Raw genomic sequence first — 18944 nt, forward strand, 5'->3', positions numbered from 1 at the left:
ATTTAATCTGCATCACCCAAAACAAGTAACTTGTAATTAGAGAGTTTAACAGCACTCAACTCGCTTGATTTTATAAAATCAGAAATCTTCATCTTATCATCCTTTATAAATTTTTGCTCCAGTAAAACAACTTCTTCATAGTACTTAGCCATTCGTCCATCTACTATTTTTTTTGCTACTTCTTCAGGTTTATTTAAGCTCCTCACTTGCTCTTCAATTATAGAACGTTCGTTGTTCAACTTCATTTGATCTAAATCATCTATAGACAAGGCTTCAGGCTTCATAGCAACTACATGCATAGCTATTTGTTTCCCAATCTCTTGTAGCTTCGCCTTATCACCAGATGATTGCAATGCAATTAAAGCACCAATCTTACCTAAGCCATGCGCATCACCATGTACGTAGCCAGCAATAACTCCATCCTTAGCTTCTAAGTAACAAAGCTTGCTTAACTCTAGCTTCTCACCAAGAACTGACGTACCATTCATAATAGCTTCCTGCACTGTGCCAATGCTTTCATACTTGGCATTTTTTAACTCATCAACGCTAGTACAGCGTTCTTGATGAGCAATTGATGCTAAATTTAAAACTAACTCTATAAATTTCTCATTCCTTGCGACAAAATCGGTTTCGCAATTGAGTTCAATCAATACACCACAATTTTCAGTCAAACACATAGCAACGAGCCCATCTGAAGCTACTCTATCAGATTTTTTGTCAGCTTTAGCAAGACCTATTGTACGTAACTTATCAACGGCTTTCTTAATGTCACCATCACATTCTTCTAATGCTTTTTTACAGTCACTTAAGCCAAGCCCTGTTCTATCACGTAATTCTCTTATATCATCTAGATTCATCTTCATTTGTTACTACCTCCCTTTCTTCTTCTTTGTAAACTTTACTACGTCTCCTTTTAGTTTGCACAATACCATCTTCTTTTTCTTGAATAAACTCATCACCCCTTATATCATCAATCTTAACTCCAGATTTTGCTAGACTAGACTCTATTCCAGCTAATATAGAGTCGGTAGCTAATTTACAATAGAGCTCTATTGATTTTCTTGAGTCATCATTTCCAGGTATTAGATAAGTAATACCATCTGGGTCAGAATTAGTATCAAGTATTGCAACTATTGGAATTCCTAACTTCTTAGCCTCCTTAACCGCTATATGCTCTTTATTAGTATCAATGATGAATAAGATATCAGGAATTGCTCCCATTTCTCTAATACCGCCAAGCGCCTTATCAAGCTTTTGCTTTTTCTTTTCAATGTTTCCCAATTCTTTCTTTGTTAAAATGCTATCCTCGTCATTTAATATTTTCTCATATTGCATCAAGGTTTTTATCGAAGAAGAAACAGTGCCCCAATTAGTAAGCATACCACCAAGCCAACGATGATTCACATAATATTGACCACAACGAATCGCTTCACTTGCAATAATATCAAAAGCTTGAAACTTTGTACCAACAAATAGAATGCGACCACCTTGAAATGCAACGTCATATAAAGCCTTCATGGCCACCTGTAGCAATGGTAGTGTTTTTCGCAAATCAATTATATGTATACGATTTTCTTGATGCACTCCATATATGTATGGAGCCATTTTTGCGTTCCAGCGACTAATTTTGTGACCAAAATGTACACCAGATTCAGCTAAATCACGCACAGTGACTTTAGGCAAATTTGTCATATATCATTCCTCCAAATAGTTTATCTTCCATGGCATAACCCTAATGGGACTACTTGTACAAGCCATGTGTGAAATTAAATTATTTACATAGTAATAGAAAAGACAGCAAAGCGCAAACAAAAAATATTGACAAAGGGCAACATGTTTATTAGCTTTAAAGTTGAAGCCCGAAAACGCTAAAAAGAAATTAGGGGGGTGTAGCTCAGTTGGTTAGAGCGCATGCCTGTCACGCATGAGGTCGTGAGTTCAAGTCTCATCACTCCCGCCATATTAGTTTTAGCATAACTTAGAATTCGCAGTATTATTGCCGGTATTGAGAAACGCCTTCACCAAACTTGACATGGCATGGTATTGTAATTAATACTTAAATAGGTTTGTTTTTATCATTAACAATTAGGATTAAATATGCTCATTTCTGAAGTTTTTGCAGCAGATGCAACTAGCAATACATCAAGTATCGGCGCATCTTTTGCTAGTTTTACTCCATTGATTTTAATATTTGTGGTATTTTATTTTCTCATTATTCGCCCGCAACAAAAAAAACTAAAAGAACATAGAAAGATGATAGATCAAATAAAACGTGGTGATACAGTCATTACTTCTGGTGGAATAATAGGTGAAGTTAATAAAGTTGATGAGGCAAATGCACAATTTATAATAGAAATAGCACCAAAAGTTGAGATAAAAGTTCTAAAGTCCGCTATATCTGAGGTTTTAAGCAAAGAAACTCAAAAAGTAGCAGCTAAACCAATTAAAAAGGTAAAATCGAAAGAGTGATAAAAAGAATATAAATCAACCAGTAATAAAGGCAAAAATGCTTAACATGTTTAGAAAAAAGTTTGTTTGGTGATCCATTTGTGTGCGGAATATTTGGTGTAGTAAGTAGCGGTGATTCAGTAATACCAACCTTACTAACTGGGTTACAAAAATTGGAATATAGGGGATATGATTCCTCAGGTATAGCAATCATAAATAACGAAGGTAAGATAGAAGTCAAAAAATCAGAAGGTAAAGTCGAAAGGTTATGTGAAGTTGTTGATGACAGCAAGATGTCTCACAGTACAGTTGGTATAGCACATACTCGCTGGGCTACACATGGAGTCCCAGGCCTTAAAAATGCTCACCCCATTCGTACAAATAACGTTGTTGTTGCTCATAACGGCATAATTGAGAATTACAATCTGCTAAAAAAGGGCCTAGAAGAAAGGGGCATGTCATTCCATACTGACACTGACACAGAGATCATACCAAACATGCTAACCTTATATCTCGATGAAGGATTGTCGCCAGTTGATTCTCTATTTAAGTGTTTAAACAACCTACACGGCTCATTTGCCTTGGTCTTATTATTTGCAGAATATCCAGACGCCTTATTTGTTGCGAAGAGAAATTTGCCTTTAGCAATAGGCTATAACTGTAACACAGTGTTTGCTGCATCTGACTCTAATGCTTTAAGTGCATTTGTGGAAAAAATATCGCATTTGGAAGATGATGACATTGCAGTGATAAAATCTAGTGGAGTTAGTATATACAACAATGGTACACAAGTTAAACGCAGTATAGAAAATAGTAGTCCAAGTGATTTTCTAATTAGCAAAAATGGTTACCCTAGCTTCATGTTAAAAGAGATTTTTGAGCAACCGCGTGCATTAAACAAAACAATAAATCAATTTTACAAGCAATATAAAGAGGTAATATTTGCTAACAAAAAATTGTTTTCTGAGCTGAGTTACATTACTATAGTTGGATGCGGGTCATCTTATTTTGCTGGGCTAATAGCAAAGTATTGGCTGGAAAATGTCGCTCAAGTTCGAGTATATCTAGAAATCTCATCAGAATTTAGGTATAGCAACGTCAAGCTGGAAGAAGGCAGCATTGGGTTATTTATCTCTCAATCTGGCGAAACTGCAGATACCATAGAAGCGCTGCGTTATGCGAAATCACAGAAGCAAACAATCATAAGTATAACTAATACATTTAGCAGCAGCATTGAAAAGATCTCAGATATTGTGTTACATACTCTTGCTGGGCAAGAAATTGGTGTTGCTTCAACAAAAACCTTTTCTGCGCAACTTGCAACTTTAGCATGCTTTGCCGCGGAGCTTGGAAAAATAAAAGGTATACTGGGTGGAGAGAGAATAAAACAGCTAAGCAACGCTATTAACTCTATTCCCAAGTATGTTGAGCATGTTTTAAATGTGATGAAAATACAACATATATCAGGCAGCATATTAGAACACAATAACGTTATTTTAATTGGCAGAGGAAGTTCATACGGAGTTGCAATGGAAGGCGCATTGAAAATAAAAGAGCTTTCATACATCAATACCATTGGTATTGCAGCGGGAGAAATGAAGCATGGTTCTATTGCTTTAATAGACTCTACTGTGCTTGTTATAGCAATTATCCCTTATGATGATTTATTCTTTAAAACGCTATCTAATATACAAGAGATTATTGCAAGAAAAGGCAAAGTAATTGCCTTCAGTGATAAACAAGGAGCGCCATTCCTAAGGGGAGTTTGCGCAGATGTGGTGCAACTTCCAGACACTGATAACTTTATCTCTCCAATCATCTACAGTGTTGCTATGCAATTCCTTGCTTACTTTACTGCAGCAAAAAAAGGGTTAGATGCAGATTGTCCAAGAAATTTAGCTAAGTCTGTCACGGTTGAGTAGTTCATTTAAAGTTAAAGCTAAACTTCTAATTAAGGTAACCAGACTGCATTCTGTGATTTTTAGCAAAACACGATACACAATCGTCATTCCGCTACTAGTTAGCGGAATCTATGCCGAGATACCGCGAATGAATCGCTGTATGACGGTTCGCGGTGGTATGACGGTTAAGTAATTCGTCATCCCGCTGCTTGTTAGCGGGATCCAGAGATACCGCGGCGGTATGACGGTTCGCGGCGGCATAGCTATCTTCAAAAATATGGTTGAATAATTGTTAATAATAGTGTATAATTATTAATATTTTTAAGCACTTTGGCTATGGCTTTATCTAAGTTTCTCGACCCTAAGCTGGATTTGACCTTCAAAAAAATATTTGGCACTGAAAAAAATAAGAATATTCTCATACATTTTTTGAATGATATTTTAGGGTTTACTGAGATAAATACTATACAAGAAGTGGAATTCCTCAGTACTATAATGGATCCTGAAATTGCATCTGATAAACAAAGTATAGTTGATGTTCTTTGCAGGGATTCTAGTGGGGCCAGGTATGTGATTGAAATGCAGCTTACTCGCGATAAAGGCTTCGAAAAACGAGCTCAATTATATGCTGCTAAGGCTTACTCAAGGCAAGCTGATAAATCTGGTAAGTACATTGATTTAAAGAAGGTTTTCTTTATTGCTATCTCTAATTGTAATTTATTTCCTGATAAGCTTGATTATATATCCAGCCACACTATAAGAGATGAGAAAACCAATGAGCATGACTTAAAAGATTTTCAATTTGTATTTATTGAACTACCTAAATTTCCTAAGAATAAGGAAGAACAGCTAGAAAGCATAGTGGATCGTTGGTTATTTTTCTTCAAATATGCAGATGAAACTACGGAAGAAGACTTAAGGAAAATAGCAGAAAAAGCACCGATAATAAAGTTAGCCTACGATGAATTAGACAGGTTTAGCTGGAATGAAAAAGATTTAGTAGCTTATGAAGAAAGAATAATGGATCTACGCAAAGAAGAAGCCATTCTTGAATACAGACTTGATCTTGCTACTGAAAAAGGAATCCAAATTGGCGAAGAAAGAGGCATCAAAATCGGTAAAGAGGAAGGCAAAATTGAAGGGAAAATTGAAGGGAAAATTGAAGTCGCAAAAGCAATGCTGGCTAATAATGTTGATGTTAACACTATTGTCAAATTTACTGGCCTTTCTATTAGTGAGATTGAAGAATTAAGTGTGAACAATTACTAATTAAGAACTTTAGAGGTTGTCCGGAAACAGGTAAAAGGCTATGATATTTGAAATTTTAGTATGGGGTAAAGATGAGAAAAAAGTATCCAACAGATCTAAGTGAAAGGGAATGGGCACAAATAGAGAAGTACTTCAGAGTATCATACAAAAAAGGAGGAAGACCGCCAAAATATAGTAAAAGAAAAATGTTAGAGGGAATTTTCTATGTATTGCGTACAGGGTGCCAATGGCGGTATTTACCAAATGATTTTCCGCTATGGAAGACTGTATATGAGCAGTTTAGGCAATGGAAGAAACAGAGGATTTTTGAGAAAATGAACTATGATATCACTAAATATAGTAGGTCAAAAATGGGAAGAAATGAAGAGCCGAGCGCATGCATAGTGGACAGTCAGTCGGTAAAAACCACGGAAAAAGGGGGGTCAAAGGTTATGATGGTGCGAAAAAGGTAAAGGGGAGAAAAAGACATATAATTACAGATACTCAGGGTTTTATACTAAGTTGTTACGTAGGAGCTGCTAATGAAAATGATAGAGATGGTATTAAAATAGCATTAAACAATATGAGAACAAAATATACTAAAGTAAAAAAAATGTGGGCTGATATGGGGTACCAAGGAAAAGATTTAAAAACCCATATAGAGGAAGAATATGGCATAGATATTGAAATTGTGAAAAGGCCTCCATGTAGGTTTTGGGTGCATAAAGATACACCACTAGAACTATTGCCACAACGGGATCCTGGATTTTTAGTACAGCCGAGAAGGTGGGTGGTAGAAAGGACTTTTGCTTGGATCAATAGGAATAGAAGACTATCAAAAGAGTACGATTTACTTACAACATCTACTGAAAGTTTCATATATCTGGCTATGAGTAGGGTTATGTTACGGAGGGAATATGCCTAAGTTTACTTGTTTCCGGACAACCTCTAACTTTGCTATTTTTCTCTCTAGATTCTTGCAAAGTTCTACAAGATTAACCACATTACCTCACGTTTTCTCTATGATTATTTTTTTAGATTACTTGTCTACCTTATTTGCCGTTCTCCTGAACGAATATACATAAGCTATAAAAACTATCTAATAGCTACCCAAAACCCTTATTTCCCACTCAAGTTCAACATTAAATTTATCCTTTACTGCATCTTTTACTTTGTTGCCAAGGTTTTCCAAGTCAGATGCAGTTGCATTATCGTAATTGAGCAAGAAGTTACAATGTTTCTTAGAGATTCTAGCTCCACCAATATTTAACCCTAGGCAGCCAGATTTATCAATTAACTCCCATGCTCGGTAGTTTTTTGGATTTTTGAATATGCACCCAGCAGTTTTTCCTCTTATTGGCTGGCTTTTATTTTTCCTCTCAATAACTTCCTTTAACCTTTGCAGTATAAGCTCATACTCTGAGTTTACTCCTTTAAACTCAGCTTCAACAAAAATCCAATTTCCTTTTAGGCTATGTCCACGGTAAAAATACCCCATTTCTTCGCTGGAGAACTCATATAGGTTTCCATCCTCTAGATTCACTGCTTTTATGGATTGTACAACGCTTGCGATGTCACTACCATACGCACCTGCATTCATTTCTATTCCGCCACCAACTGTTCCTGGAATTCCAACTAGAAACTCAAGTCCACTAATTTGTTGCTCTCCTGCAAAGTAAGCAAGGTTCCTGAGCAGCGCAGCACCACCTGCAACAATGGAGTTGTTACCTTTACTTTTTATATATGAAAATTCCTTACCCAATTTTACTATTATTCCTCGAATGCCACTATCCCGCACTATTATGTTGGATGTTGCACCGATAACGTTGATTGGCAACTCAGTGTTTTTAATCAAGCATGTTAAATCTTCAATATCACGTGGTTTAAATAATATATCAGCTCGTCCACCGACATTTAACCACGTTGCTTTAGACATTAAGATGTCATAACGATAGACTCCACGTACTTTAGGTAAGCTTATAAGCATTTTGATTTCAACTCTAACCCTGCATCCATACCCATTTTCTCCGCATCTTCTATAAATGAAGTGCGCTCAGTGAAGTATATATTTTTTTCATCTGCCAACATACAACGAAGATGTAGCATATTTTCGCTCACATATTCAGCCAAAGCTGCAAGTGGTGTAAAACATGAACCATTCACTGTCTTCATAAAACTGCGCTCTGATTTCACTCTTATAAAAGACATATTATTATTAATTTTCTCTAAAAGATCGATAATTTTTACATCATTCCTTCTACATTGAATACAAATCGCTCCCTGTCCCACTGCACTTAACATAACTTTTGGTGGCAATACCTCTGTAATTAAGTGATGTTTTTCTAATCTTATGAGCCCTGCTTCAGCTAAAATTATTCCATCAAAACTTTGATTTTGCAATCTAGTTGTTACATTTCCACGTAACGGTACTATATTTAAATCTGGTCTAAAATTTAGTAACTGAACTTTTCTTCTTATTGCAGAAGTGGCAATAATAGCCTGTTGTGGCAAAGACTCAAGGCTATTGTGTTTATGAGAAATAAACGCATCGCATGGACTTAGCCTTTCTAAAACACAAGGAATTGTTAAGCCCCCTGAGAAAAACGCAGGCACATCCTTTAACGAATGAACTGCCATATCTATATTATTTTCGAGCAATTCAGCCTCAATTTCTTTAATGAATAATCCTTTACCTCCTATTTCAGCAAGATTTGCGTTTGCATACTTATCTCCAGAAGTTTTTATCTTAACAATTTCAATAGATAAGTTAGGAAAAGAGTCCAGCAACTTTTGTTTTGCTTCCAAAGCCTGGGCAACTGCAAGCTTGCTTCCTCTGGTACCTATTTTGACTAGCATATGTACGACTGTTTGAATACCAAACCTTAACCTAATTAATTATTTAAACACTTTGGTAACGTGTATCGCATGAACTTCGGTTACCCTCTCTCTGATGTCATCCGAGTAGCTGACTACTTGGATCCAGTTTATATGAGCCTTTGCATTTATTGTACTTTAACTTAAAACCAAAAGCAACTTTGCCTTTACAAAATAATAACCTTTTATATGCATAAATAAGCTTACTGGATTCTAGTGTCAAGCTACTTGCATGACAAGGTATAAACCTTATCGTCATACCACCGCGAACCGTCATACCGTCACGGTATCTCTAGATCCCGCTAACACGTAGCGGGATGACGAATTATTTAACCGTCATACCGCGATTCATTCGCGGTATCTCTAGATCCCGCTAACAAGCAGCGGGATGACGGTTGTCGTTTAGCTATAAATATTAAAAAATTTACCAAGCGAAAAAAAAGGCAAAAGAAGCCCCGTGGTGGTTGGCTATTTACTATGTACTAAAATATCGGCGTTTTTTTTATTCTAAAACGCTTGATTAAGAGCGATTTAGCTGCTTTTAACTTGCAACTAACCTACACCGCAAGTGTTTAAGAAATTTACTAAGCAGGAAAAAAGGCAAAGAAACCCCGTAGTAGCTAGCATTCAAATTCTCCCTTGTCAATTTGACGTTTTTTGCTGTCTTAAACGCTTTGTAAGCGCGTTTCGGCTTATATAGGTAAAAACCTAAAAATTTTTAAAGACATGCGATGCACGCAGTGCGAAAAATTAAACATGAGACGCCAAATACCCTAAGTTTTTTGTCATTAACCTGCACAGATTGCGAAGATAAATAAATAGCTTCAGTACCATGATAGGGGGGCTGACAAAGCTTGTCAAGGAATTTTTATGGCCTAGCGTCACGTGCTGGAATGACATTTGGGAATATGTTATCCGTTTGTCACTTCTAAATGATAAGAGCCTCAATGAATTTATTAGTTTATTACATGTCTCTTTTCATGTATAAATCTATAGAAAGTTTTATACGGAAGTTGTTTTATGAGCAAAATTATAGAAATCAGAGCACCAAAAACTCTTGGTGGTGAATCAGTTACAGAAGGTATAGTAAAAATAAAGAAGGGTATTGGAGAAGCAGTAAAAGTAGATGACTTGATCTTTGAAATTGAAACTGACAAAACAGCACTCGAATTAACTGCAGAAGCTTCAGGGCAAATAACTGAATTTCTTATAAAAGAAGATGATGTAATAAGTCCTGATCAATTGTTAGCAAAGCTTTCCATGGGAGAAGTAAAAGAGGAAGCGAGAAAAGAAGATAAAAGCGAAAGTGCTGCTAAAAAAGATGCTCCATCAGCTCGTAAAATTATGGAAGAAAATGCAATCAGTGCAGAAAGCGTCAAAGGAACTGGCATGGGAGGCAGAATAACAAAAGCAGATGTGATAGGCCATATGAACAAAGCTGAACAACCTGCAATAAAACAATATGAATTGCCAAAAAGTGTAGTAAATGGAGAGCAAAGAGAGGAACGAGTAAAAATGAGCAAAATAAGGCAAGTAATTGCCGCTCGTTTGAAAGCATCGCAAAATACTGCTGCAATACTGACCACGTTCAATGAAATTGACATGAAAAATGTCATGGATCTAAGAGCAAAATATAAGGACGCCTTTGAAAAAAAATATGGAATAAAACTTGGTTTTATGTCGTTTTTTATAAAGGCAACGGTGCAAGCATTGAAAGAAATTGCTGAAATTAACGCTGAAATCTCAGGCGATGAAATCATATATAAACATTACTATGACGTAGGTGTTGCTGTTGGCACCGATAAAGGTCTTGTTGTACCAGTTATTCGGGGTGCCGATCAGATGTCATTTGCAGAAATTGAGTTGACTTTGGTTGCTCTTGGCAAAAAAGCTCGCGAAGGTAAATTACAAGTATCAGAAATGGAAGGTGCAACATTCACTATCTCAAACGGCGGAGTATACGGTTCGCTTCTTTCTACTCCGATAATAAACCCTCCGCAATCTGGAATACTTGGAATGCATTCAATACAAAACAGGCCAGTTGCTGTTGGTAATGCAGTAGAAATCAGACCTATGATGTACATTGCTCTCTCTTACGATCACAGAATAGTTGACGGCAAAGGAGCAGTAACTTTCCTCGTTAAAATAAAAAATTATATAGAAGATCCAAATAGATTAGTTTTGGAAGTGTAGCTCAAATGAATTGTTGTTAATCCAGTATTGCTAAAAACCTAAATGTCATCTAGTTCTGCCAGCAGTTTAGCAACTTCCGGATGATCAGGGCCATAATGTTTCTCAAAAATAGGCAAGGCCTGTTCAAGCAATTTCTCTTGTTTCTTGTGATCGCCCAAAGCGCCATAGGCAATACCAAGATTTGCCAGTAGTTTGGCAACTTGAACATGACCAGAGCCATAATGTTTCTCAAAAATAGGTAAAGCTCGTTCAAACAACTCTTTTGCTTTCTGATGATCGCCAAAAGTGCCATAAACGATACCGAGGGTTGCCAGTAATTTAACAACTTCAAAATGGTCGAGGCCGTAATGTTTCTTTCGAATTGCTAGAGCCTGTTCAAGCAACTCTTTTGCCTTCTGGGGATTACCTAAAACCCTATAAGAATTACCGAGGTTTGCCAGTGTTCTAGCAACTTCAAAATGGTCAGGCCTGTAATGTTTCTTTTTGATTGCTAAAGCCCGTTCAAGTAACTCCTTTTGTTTTTTATAGTCACCTAAATCCACATGAGAGATACCAAGGTTTGTCAGAGTAATAGCGACTTCAAAATAATCGGGGCCATAATGTTTCTCTTGAATTACTAAGGCTCGTTCAAGCAACTCTTTTGCTTTCTGAGGATTACCCAAATCCCTGTAAGCGTTACCTAGATTCACTAGTGTCCTAGCAACTTCGAAATGGTCGGGGCCATAATGTTGTTCATTAATTGCTAAAGCCCGTTCAAGTAACCCCTTCTGTTTCTCGTAGTCATCTAAATCCCCATGAAAGACACCAAGGTTTGTTAGTGTAATAGCAACTTCAAAATAATTGGGGCCATAATGTTTCTCTTGAATTACTAAGGCTCGTTCAAGCAACTCTTTTGCCTTCTGATACCAATTCCCATTACAGGGCAAACAGATGGACAATGATGGAAGAAAAGCCATACTGAAGTAAGTAAAATAGCGAGGTTTAAATGGCATTAAGATCAAAATTATTGGATGAAAAAGTAGTAGAATCAGCAAAAGAAATGCTGAAGAAAGTAAGGAATAATGCATATGTTTCAAAAAAACTAAATGCTGTAATTGCAGCAAAAAAGTACAGTATAACGGCTGTAGCAAAAATATATTGCATTTCAAGAAGCGCACTAACTTCGTGGGTAAAACTCTTGAAAATTGGCAGAGAAGAAAAACTGTTTGCTCCTTCACAACGTCGTAGAAAAACTAAATTAAATCAGGCTCAACTACAGCAAATTGAAGAGTGGATAGAAGAAAATCCTAATATCACCATTAAAGAAATGAGAATAAGAATCCAGGAAAAGTTCGGATTAAATATCAGCAAATCTACAGTACACCGCCATATGCAAAAGATGAAATTCTCATATATTACACCAAGACCAGTTCATAATGGACAAGATAAAAGCAAAAAAGAGGAATTCAAAAAAAAATCTCAATGGAGCTATTAGCAAGTATCCAGAAAAAGAGCTATTTTTCTTTGATGAATCACGGTTTGGCACACATTCAAAAGTTGGACATGGGTGGTTTAAAAAGGGGATTAGAACACAGGTTAAAACAAAATTAGGTAGGCAAAATTTCTATCTCTATAGTGCAGTTAATCCTAGAAATGGAGAGAGTTCTAGCTTATTTGCACCAAATGTCAACACTGATTGCATGAACATATTTCTTGAGCAAATTTCGCAATATCTAGAAACACGAGAGGCTTTTCTCGTTATGGACTGTGCTAGTTGGCATAGGTCAAAAAATTTAAAGGTACCTAAAAATATCGACATTATATACCTACCTCCATACTCACCTGAGCTAAATCCTGTTGAGAGGCTTTGGTTATATATAAAACAGAACATTTTGCGCAATAAAATATACGATACAATTGCTCTACTTGAGGGTGCTTTGTGCAAATTTATTACTTCTCTTGCCAGCTCCACAACTAAACAACTCTGCAATGTTTCCTATTTGACTGGACAACAATGAGAATTGGTATGAGGATCACTTAAATTCCTGTAAGCATTACCTAGATTCACTAGTGTCCTAGCAACCTCAAAATGATTAGGTTTATAATATTTCTCTTGAATTACTAAAGCTCGTTCAAGCAACTCTTTTGCCTTTTGAGGATCACCTAAAGTACCATAAACGATACCCAGGTTTGCCAGTGGTTTAACAATTTCAAAATGGTCAGAATCGTAATGTTTCTTAAAGATAACTAAAGCCCGTTCAAACAACTCTTTTGCTTTCTGAGGATCACCTAAAGCATAATGAGCGGTGCCGAGATTTGTTAGTATGGCAGTAACTTCGAAATGGTCAGGGCCATAACGTTTTTCATTAATTGCTAAAGCCCGTTCAAGCAATTCCTTTTGTTTCTTATGATCACCCAAATCCCCATAAGCGATACCGAGGTTTGTTAGTGCTATAGCAATTGTGAAATGATCGGGGCCATAATGTTTCTCAGAAATAGGTCAAGCCCGTTCAAGCAACTCCTTTTTTTTCTTGTGATCACCTAAATCTCCATAAGCATTACCTAGATTTATCAGTGTTTTAACAACTCCAGAATGACCAAAGCTATAATGTTTCTCTTGAATTATTAAAGCTCGTGCAAGCAGCATTTTTGCTTTCTTGGGATCGCCTAAAACTATGTAAACGCCACCTAAGTTTGTCAGTAGTTTAGCAACTATAAAATGATCAGGGCCATAATGTTTCTCTTGAATTATTAAAGCCCGCACAAGCAACTCCTTTTTTTTTCATGATTACCTGACGCACCATAGGCAATACCAAGATTTGCAAGTGGTATAGCAACTTCAGGATGATCAGGACTGTAGTGTTTCTTAAGGACGGGTAAAGCCCGTTCAAGCAACTCTTTTGCTTTTTGAGGAGTACCTAAAGCCCTATAAGAGTTACCAAGGTTTGCCAGTGTCCTAGCAACTTCGAAATGGTCAGGGCCATAATGTTTCTCTTTAATTGTTAAAGTCCGTTCAAGAAGCTCCTTTTGTTTATCATGATTGCCTAAAGTCCCGTAGGAACTACTTAGGTTTGTCAGTATGGCAGCAACTTCGAAATGGTCAGGGCCATAATGTTTCTCAGAAATAGGTAAAGCCCGTTCAAGCAACGTCTTTTTTTTCTTGTGATCACCTAAATCCCCGCAAGCGATACCGAGGTTTGTCAGTGCCGTGGCGACTATAAAATGATCAGATCCATAATGTTTTCTAAAGATAGGTAAAACCCGTTCAAGCGACTCCTTTTGTCTTCTAGGATTACCCAAGTAATAATATCCATCACTCATTCGTATTAACAAATCCACAAGATAATCCTTCTCTATTGTTTGCTTTTCTAAAGGATTTTTTCCTAGCCAATCATCTATATGTGATAAGAACGTTTCTAAATGTGGTAACAACTGTCGTTTCTTAGCATAATCTTCTAATTTGTCACTGTCGTCAGGGAAGCTTTCTTTTAATAATTGAAAAACGGTTTTTATATCTTTTTTAATTTTTCCACTTTCCTTTGACTTTAGCCTAATTACATCTTGTACTAAACAGTGAATAGAAACACTACTACTCTGCTCATTGGACACTAGCATCGAATATCTCAATAATATACCTAATACTTCTTCAAAAGGTTTTTCTTCAGAATTGTTCTCTACAATCTCAGGAAATATTCTTAACAAATCTTTAGGAATATCATTGTCTAAATATGCACAAGCTACTAACAACTTGCTTGCTAGTTTAGACTCATTACGAATTGCGTCCATTGTAATATCCCAAGTAATAAACACAGGCTCATGGTTAGAATCCTTAGGTAGTGTTTTATGAGATAATAAATAAAGCTTCCTTTCTGCATAAATTTCTAAGTAACGTGAGATAGTCATTTTGTTTTCTTTGATGTAAGCGCAAGCCTGAGCTAATGCCAAAGGTAATCTACCTAACTTTTCTGCCAATATACCTATATTTGGCCTATCGCTTTCTGAAACCTGGCCTAGAATTTTCTTAACATATAATTCTGATTCTGGAGGAGTAAAAACGTCTACACCTATACTCCCTTGTGGCCATTCAGTATTACGAGACGTAACTATTATTTTGCCGCCTTTTGTAGGTCTGAGCTTAGAAATGACTTCATAATTTGATACATTATCATAAATCAACAACCAGCCTTCACGTTTAGAATCTTCTAGCCAGTTTTTCACATAATAAGCTCGCTGTGCAATAGAAATGTTGTCTTCATCGTGAATAATATTTAATTTTCTTCCTAAATTAACATATTCACTGAGTAGTTGATCTTCATCTTTTGCATTAAACCAACATATTGCCTTGTATTCTTTCCCATGTTTTTGAATAAAATCTAGCACTGACTGTGTTTTACCTACTCCACCTAACCCGTACAAAGCAGTTAATATAACTGGCTCATTTTTTGTCTTTAGATGATTTACTATTTCTTCATTGAGATATTCTCGTTCAATGAAATTTCCACTAGCTATTTTAGGTGGAATGTTCCACCGTTCAAATAGATCTTCTCTAGGTTTGAGACTATAAAGATGTTCTATAGCTTCCCTAAAATAATCGTCTTTTCTTGTTAGATAAGAAACTTTGCTACCCTTTTGTGCCCACCATTTCTCTACCTTGTCAAATACACGGACAAAAACCGTATCAATATCTTCTTCCCCTGATATTTTGTATATATTCCCTATTTCTTTCTTAATAATATCATCTAATTTTGAATGATTAGGTTGATCAACTACAAACCTTATTCTAAGTAAAAAATCTTCTATTTCATCGTCACTACCACAACTGAAGTATTTTTTCAGTTCAGTATGATTTTTTATTTTGTAGCACGTTCCTTTTTGACCTTCATAAATATTTAAAGTGTTATCATTTGTTAACTTTGACTCTTCCAGATACTTCTCTAATGTTTCTACGCTTCCTTGCTTCTCTGTACCTTTTTTTAGGTTCACATTGACATTAGTATGAATGACAAGCGTAATATCACTGTTCTTACACTCAGGGTTTTGCTTAATCTCAGGATGAGATTCAAAATATTTGTTTAACCCGAAATCTTCTTTCTGTTGCTTTCTATCATTTCCATCAATAAACAAATCTTCAAAAGTAATATTCTTCGAAGAGCGATGTGTATTGCAGTGCTTAGCTTGAACCAAGATAATTCTCGATTTGTTCTTCTGATCTTTATACTCAAAAAAAATATCATCAAAGGCTCCAAAAGCTTCCATGTTTGATGCTAACCAAAAGTCAATTTTACTACTTAACCCATGAAGTAGATACAGCATTAATAATTTTACTTCATACTTGCGACCATGATCACCTGTTGATGTGCCATCTCTCTTCTTAAATGTACGATTACTAAGTACTTCAGACTGTTTGTTTTCTACATTCATACCCTACTAAACCTACGAATAACTTCTTTCTATAAAAAATTAAAGTCACCAAGTGCCTAAGATAATGCAACAGATTCTTTAACATTGTAATAACAGTGCCGAACAGGGTCAATTTTGTTTGCTGTCTTAAGCATAAAGATTCCCCGAATCTAATATGTCATTGCTGTAGGCTGCATTTAGTAATATAATCTCATATTAAATAAGACTTTACTTAAGTTTATGCTAGATTCTCCGCTAATTTTGACAGCCATTCTTATATTTTTTATTTTTACGTTGTCATTCTTTTTTATAAGAAAGATATTTGGATCAACAAACAAGAAGATAATAAAATCCTTTAGGAAAATTGTTCAGCAAATAAATGCATTAGAAACAGAAATGCAGAGCTTATCTGATGAGGAGCTTGCTGGTAAAACTGAAGAATTCAATCGAGAATTGAAAAATGGGAAAACGTTAAATGATCTTCTCGTACCTGCATTTGCAGTTGTGCGTGAAGCCTCTCGAAGGTTTCTTAACATGAGGCACTTTGATGTTCAACTGATTGGTGGAATGGTGCTCCACAATGGCATGATATCAGAAATGAAAACAGGAGAGGGAAAGACACTCGTTGCAACTTTAGCAGCATATCTAAATTCCTTAGAAGGGAAAGGCGTACATGTCGTAACTGTTAACGACTATCTTGCAAAACGAGACACAGAGTGGATGAGCAAATTATATAATTCTCTTGGGGTTTCTGTTGCGTTTATTACGAATAACTTGACAGACGAAGAGAGGAAAGAGGCTTACAGTGCAGATATCGTGTATTCCACAAATAACGAGCTTGCCTTTGATTACCTGCGAGACAATATGAAATTTTCTCAAGAAGACATGGTTCAGAGAGGCTTTCACTACGGAATAGTTGATGAAGTGGACTCAATACTCATTGATGAAGCTCGCACTCCGCTTATTATTTCTGGCCCGGTTGAGGAAAACAATCAGATATATAAGCATATCAATAAAATAGTAACCAAATTAGTTGACTCCGATTATGAAGTAGATGAAAAAGGTAGAACGGTATTCTTGACTGAAGATGGTATTTCACGAGTGGAGGAACTACTAAGGTCATACAATCTCATTCCTGAAAATTCCTCGCTCTATGATACTGACAGCATGATAATGACTCATTATATAGACCAAGCATTACGTGCATATAAGCTGTTTACTGCTGATAAAGATTATATAGTAAAGGATGGCAAGGTAGTGATTATTGATGAATTTACTGGGCGTATGATGGAGGGCAGGAGATATTCCGATGGTCTTCATCAGGCACTTGAAGCGAAGGAGAATCTTGAAATTCAGCATGAAAACCAAACTTTAGCATCGGTCACATTTCAGAATTACTTTCGTATGTACAATAAACTTTCCGGAATGACGGGAACAGCAGCAACAGAGGCAGAAGAGTTTCGTGATATATACAGATTAAATGTAGTAAAAATTCCAACCAATGTACCTGTAAAAAGAGTTGATATTGATGATGAAATTTACGGTACAGAAAAGGAAAAATTTAATGCTGTGTTGAAGTTTATAGAAGAATGCTACAAACGCCTTCAACCGGTCCTTGTTGGCACGGTGAGCATCGAAAACTCTGAGAAGCTTTCTGCGCTTTTGCAAAGCCATTCTCTTAAGCATTCAGTATTAAATGCTCGTTATCATGAACAAGAGGCGTACATAATAGCGCAAGCTGGAGTGCCAGGTAGTATCACTATAGCAACTAACATGGCAGGACGTGGAACTGATATTCAGCTTGGTGGAAATGCTGAAATGATTGCAAAGGTGGAGCTAAAGAAGATAAAAAATGCTGATGAAAGAGAAAAAAAATACCAAGAAATAGTTGAAAGAGTAAAAAAAGATAAGGAAATTGCTATAAAAGCTGGTGGTTTATGTGTGGTTGGAACCGAAAGACATGAAAGCAGGAGAATAGATGATCAATTACGCGGCCGTTCTGGTCGTCAGGGGGATCCTGGACTTTCTAAGTTCTTTTTATCGCTCGAAGATGACCTAATGAGAATATTTGGCTCTGATAGAATGAGAAGTTTTTTACAAAAAGTAGGGCTAAAGAATAACGAAGCTATTCATCATCCATGGATCAATAAGGCACTCGAGAAAGCACAAAAGAAAGTTGAAGCTAGAAACTATGACGTGCGGAAATCTCTACTTAAGTTTGATGACGTAATCAACAACCAACGTAAAGTTATTTTTAAGCAGAGAAACAATATCTTAGGCAACGAAATTAATGATTTACTTGAAGTATATAGCGAAGTAAATGAGAGCGTAATAGAAGGTATAGTCCAAAGTGGCTATTATGAGGATTATATTGAAGATATAGTCAAAGAATTCCATACAAGGTATGGAATAACGCTTGATAAAGAAGATTTAGCAAAGTTTTTAAACAAACAAGAAGCTTTGGATTATATAAATGATAAGATACAAGAATTTTTTACTGAGAAAGAAAAATATTTCAACAGTCAGCACACTACAGATTTGTGGAATACGATCGTGAAGCAAATGATGATAATGACACTTGATCATTTATGGAGGGAACACCTTTCAGTTCTAGAGAGCCTAAGACAAAGCATAAGCCTACGTGCCATGGGGCAGAAAGATCCACTGAATGAATTTAAACGCGAAGCTTTCTTGATGTTTGAGTCAATGCTTGAAAAATGGAAGGAACTCACCATTCACCGCCTAGCGCACTTTAAGTTGGCAGATAACCAAGAGATAGGCAATAGGTTACATTCTGCTAGAAATAGCAGACTTCCCAAAGTCTCAAGAAACGACAAGTGCCCTTGTAATTCTGGAAAGAAGTACAAACACTGCCACGGCGCGGTTACTGTGGTGAATTAA

The 18944-nt window shown here is 36.3% G+C and carries 15 protein-coding genes and 1 tRNA gene; 8 read left to right on the plus strand and 8 right to left on the minus strand.

Annotated elements, in window-relative coordinates:
* Positions 1-2: 2 nt before the first annotated feature.
* Together tsf and rpsB are read right to left on the minus strand one after the other, a co-directional pair.
* Positions 3-863, minus strand: a complete 861-nt coding sequence (gene tsf, locus OPR21_RS03515) for a translation elongation factor Ts (RefSeq protein ID WP_265030220.1) — start codon at positions 861-863, stop codon at positions 3-5.
* A complete protein-coding gene (gene rpsB, locus OPR21_RS03520; RefSeq protein WP_010962661.1) occupies positions 844-1692 on the minus strand; it encodes a 30S ribosomal protein S2 in 849 nt (282 codons plus the stop codon). Before rpsB ends, tsf begins: the two co-directional genes overlap by 20 nt.
* A gap of 191 nt (positions 1693-1883) precedes the next feature.
* On the opposite strand from rpsB, the gene OPR21_RS03525 reads away from it, so the two are divergent.
* From OPR21_RS03525 to OPR21_RS03545, 5 genes are all read left to right on the plus strand, one after another.
* A tRNA-Asp gene (locus OPR21_RS03525) sits at positions 1884-1960 on the plus strand.
* Positions 1961-2097: 137 nt separating this feature from the next.
* Complete coding sequence (gene yajC / locus OPR21_RS03530) at positions 2098-2469, plus strand: preprotein translocase subunit YajC (protein WP_015589055.1); 372 nt, start codon at positions 2098-2100, stop codon at positions 2467-2469.
* Positions 2470-2549: 80 nt separating this feature from the next.
* A complete protein-coding gene (glmS, locus tag OPR21_RS03535; RefSeq protein WP_077188156.1) occupies positions 2550-4370 on the plus strand; it encodes a glutamine--fructose-6-phosphate transaminase (isomerizing) in 1821 nt (606 codons plus the stop codon).
* Positions 4371-4685: 315 nt separating this feature from the next.
* Positions 4686-5618, plus strand: coding sequence for an Rpn family recombination-promoting nuclease/putative transposase (locus tag OPR21_RS03540; RefSeq protein ID WP_265030221.1), 933 nt, complete (start codon positions 4686-4688; stop codon positions 5616-5618).
* 71 nt (positions 5619-5689) lie between these two features.
* A protein-coding gene (locus tag OPR21_RS03545) for an IS5 family transposase (RefSeq protein ID WP_265029708.1) occupies positions 5690-6522 on the plus strand; the annotation gives its coding sequence in 2 pieces (ribosomal slippage) (positions 5690-6056 and positions 6056-6522; 834 coding nt in all).
* A gap of 174 nt (positions 6523-6696) precedes the next feature.
* Here the strand turns inward: OPR21_RS03545 and murB are convergent.
* Positions 6697-7584, minus strand: coding sequence for a UDP-N-acetylmuramate dehydrogenase (gene murB, locus OPR21_RS03550; protein ID WP_236515092.1), 888 nt, complete (start codon positions 7582-7584; stop codon positions 6697-6699).
* On the minus strand, positions 7575-8453 hold the full coding sequence (gene hemC, locus OPR21_RS03555) for a hydroxymethylbilane synthase (protein WP_265013873.1): 879 nt from the start codon (positions 8451-8453) through the stop codon (positions 7575-7577). The genes murB and hemC overlap by 10 nt, the downstream gene beginning before the upstream one ends.
* Before the next feature lie 1038 nt (positions 8454-9491).
* Between hemC and odhB the strand changes: the two genes are divergently transcribed.
* On the plus strand, positions 9492-10664 hold the full coding sequence (gene odhB, locus OPR21_RS03560) for a 2-oxoglutarate dehydrogenase complex dihydrolipoyllysine-residue succinyltransferase (protein ID WP_077188159.1): 1173 nt from the start codon (positions 9492-9494) through the stop codon (positions 10662-10664).
* Positions 10665-10702: 38 nt separating this feature from the next.
* Here odhB and OPR21_RS03565 read toward each other — a convergent pair whose 3' ends face one another.
* Positions 10703-11620, minus strand: coding sequence for a tetratricopeptide repeat protein (locus tag OPR21_RS03565; protein WP_265030222.1), 918 nt, complete (start codon positions 11618-11620; stop codon positions 10703-10705).
* A gap of 29 nt (positions 11621-11649) precedes the next feature.
* On the opposite strand from OPR21_RS03565, the gene OPR21_RS03570 reads away from it, so the two are divergent.
* A protein-coding gene (locus OPR21_RS03570) for an IS630 family transposase (protein WP_265029892.1) occupies positions 11650-12661 on the plus strand; the annotation gives its coding sequence in 2 pieces (ribosomal slippage) (positions 11650-12111 and positions 12113-12661; 1011 coding nt in all).
* On the opposite strand, the gene OPR21_RS03575 is transcribed toward OPR21_RS03570, so the two are convergent.
* The 3 genes from OPR21_RS03575 to OPR21_RS03585 all read right to left on the minus strand — a co-directional run bounded on the left by OPR21_RS03575 (position 12640) and on the right by OPR21_RS03585 (position 16064).
* Positions 12640-13062: a tetratricopeptide repeat protein gene (locus OPR21_RS03575; protein WP_265030223.1), complete on the minus strand. Its 423-nt coding sequence runs from the start codon at positions 13060-13062 to the stop codon at positions 12640-12642. The two genes, OPR21_RS03570 and OPR21_RS03575, sit on opposite strands and share 22 nt — an antisense overlap.
* Positions 13063-13143: 81 nt before the next feature.
* Positions 13144-13407: a tetratricopeptide repeat protein gene (locus tag OPR21_RS03580; protein ID WP_265030224.1), complete on the minus strand. Its 264-nt coding sequence runs from the start codon at positions 13405-13407 to the stop codon at positions 13144-13146.
* Entirely contained in the window at positions 13395-16064 is a 2670-nt protein-coding gene (locus tag OPR21_RS03585) for a tetratricopeptide repeat protein (protein ID WP_265030225.1), read from the minus strand. The genes OPR21_RS03580 and OPR21_RS03585 overlap by 13 nt, the downstream gene beginning before the upstream one ends.
* Before the next feature lie 219 nt (positions 16065-16283).
* Between OPR21_RS03585 and secA the strand changes: the two genes are divergently transcribed.
* A complete protein-coding gene (gene secA / locus OPR21_RS03590; RefSeq protein WP_006280033.1) occupies positions 16284-18944 on the plus strand; it encodes a preprotein translocase subunit SecA in 2661 nt (886 codons plus the stop codon).

It is taken from the genome of Wolbachia endosymbiont (group A) of Philonthus cognatus (assembly GCF_947251755.1).
GTDB classification, from domain to species: domain Bacteria; phylum Pseudomonadota; class Alphaproteobacteria; order Rickettsiales; family Anaplasmataceae; genus Wolbachia; species Wolbachia pipientis.

Excerpts from the sequence above, each read along its gene's own strand:
- tsf (WP_265030220.1), bottom strand. The coding sequence starts at position 863 with ATGAAGATGAATCTAGATGATATAAGAGAATTACGTGATAGAACAGGG.
- rpsB (WP_010962661.1), bottom strand. The coding sequence starts at position 1,692 with ATGACAAATTTGCCTAAAGTCACTGTGCGTGATTTAGCTGAATCTGGT.
- yajC (WP_015589055.1), top strand. The coding sequence starts at position 2,098 with ATGCTCATTTCTGAAGTTTTTGCAGCAGATGCAACTAGCAATACATCA.
- OPR21_RS03540 (WP_265030221.1), top strand. The coding sequence starts at position 4,686 with ATGGCTTTATCTAAGTTTCTCGACCCTAAGCTGGATTTGACCTTCAAA.
- murB (WP_236515092.1), bottom strand. The coding sequence starts at position 7,584 with ATGCTTATAAGCTTACCTAAAGTACGTGGAGTCTATCGTTATGACATC.
- hemC (WP_265013873.1), bottom strand. The coding sequence starts at position 8,453 with ATGCTAGTCAAAATAGGTACCAGAGGAAGCAAGCTTGCAGTTGCCCAG.
- odhB (WP_077188159.1), top strand. The coding sequence starts at position 9,492 with ATGAGCAAAATTATAGAAATCAGAGCACCAAAAACTCTTGGTGGTGAA.
- OPR21_RS03565 (WP_265030222.1), bottom strand. The coding sequence starts at position 11,620 with ATGGCTTTTCTTCCATCATTGTCCATCTGTTTGCCCTGTAATGGGAAT.
- OPR21_RS03585 (WP_265030225.1), bottom strand. The coding sequence starts at position 16,064 with ATGAATGTAGAAAACAAACAGTCTGAAGTACTTAGTAATCGTACATTT.
- secA (WP_006280033.1), top strand. The coding sequence starts at position 16,284 with ATGCTAGATTCTCCGCTAATTTTGACAGCCATTCTTATATTTTTTATT.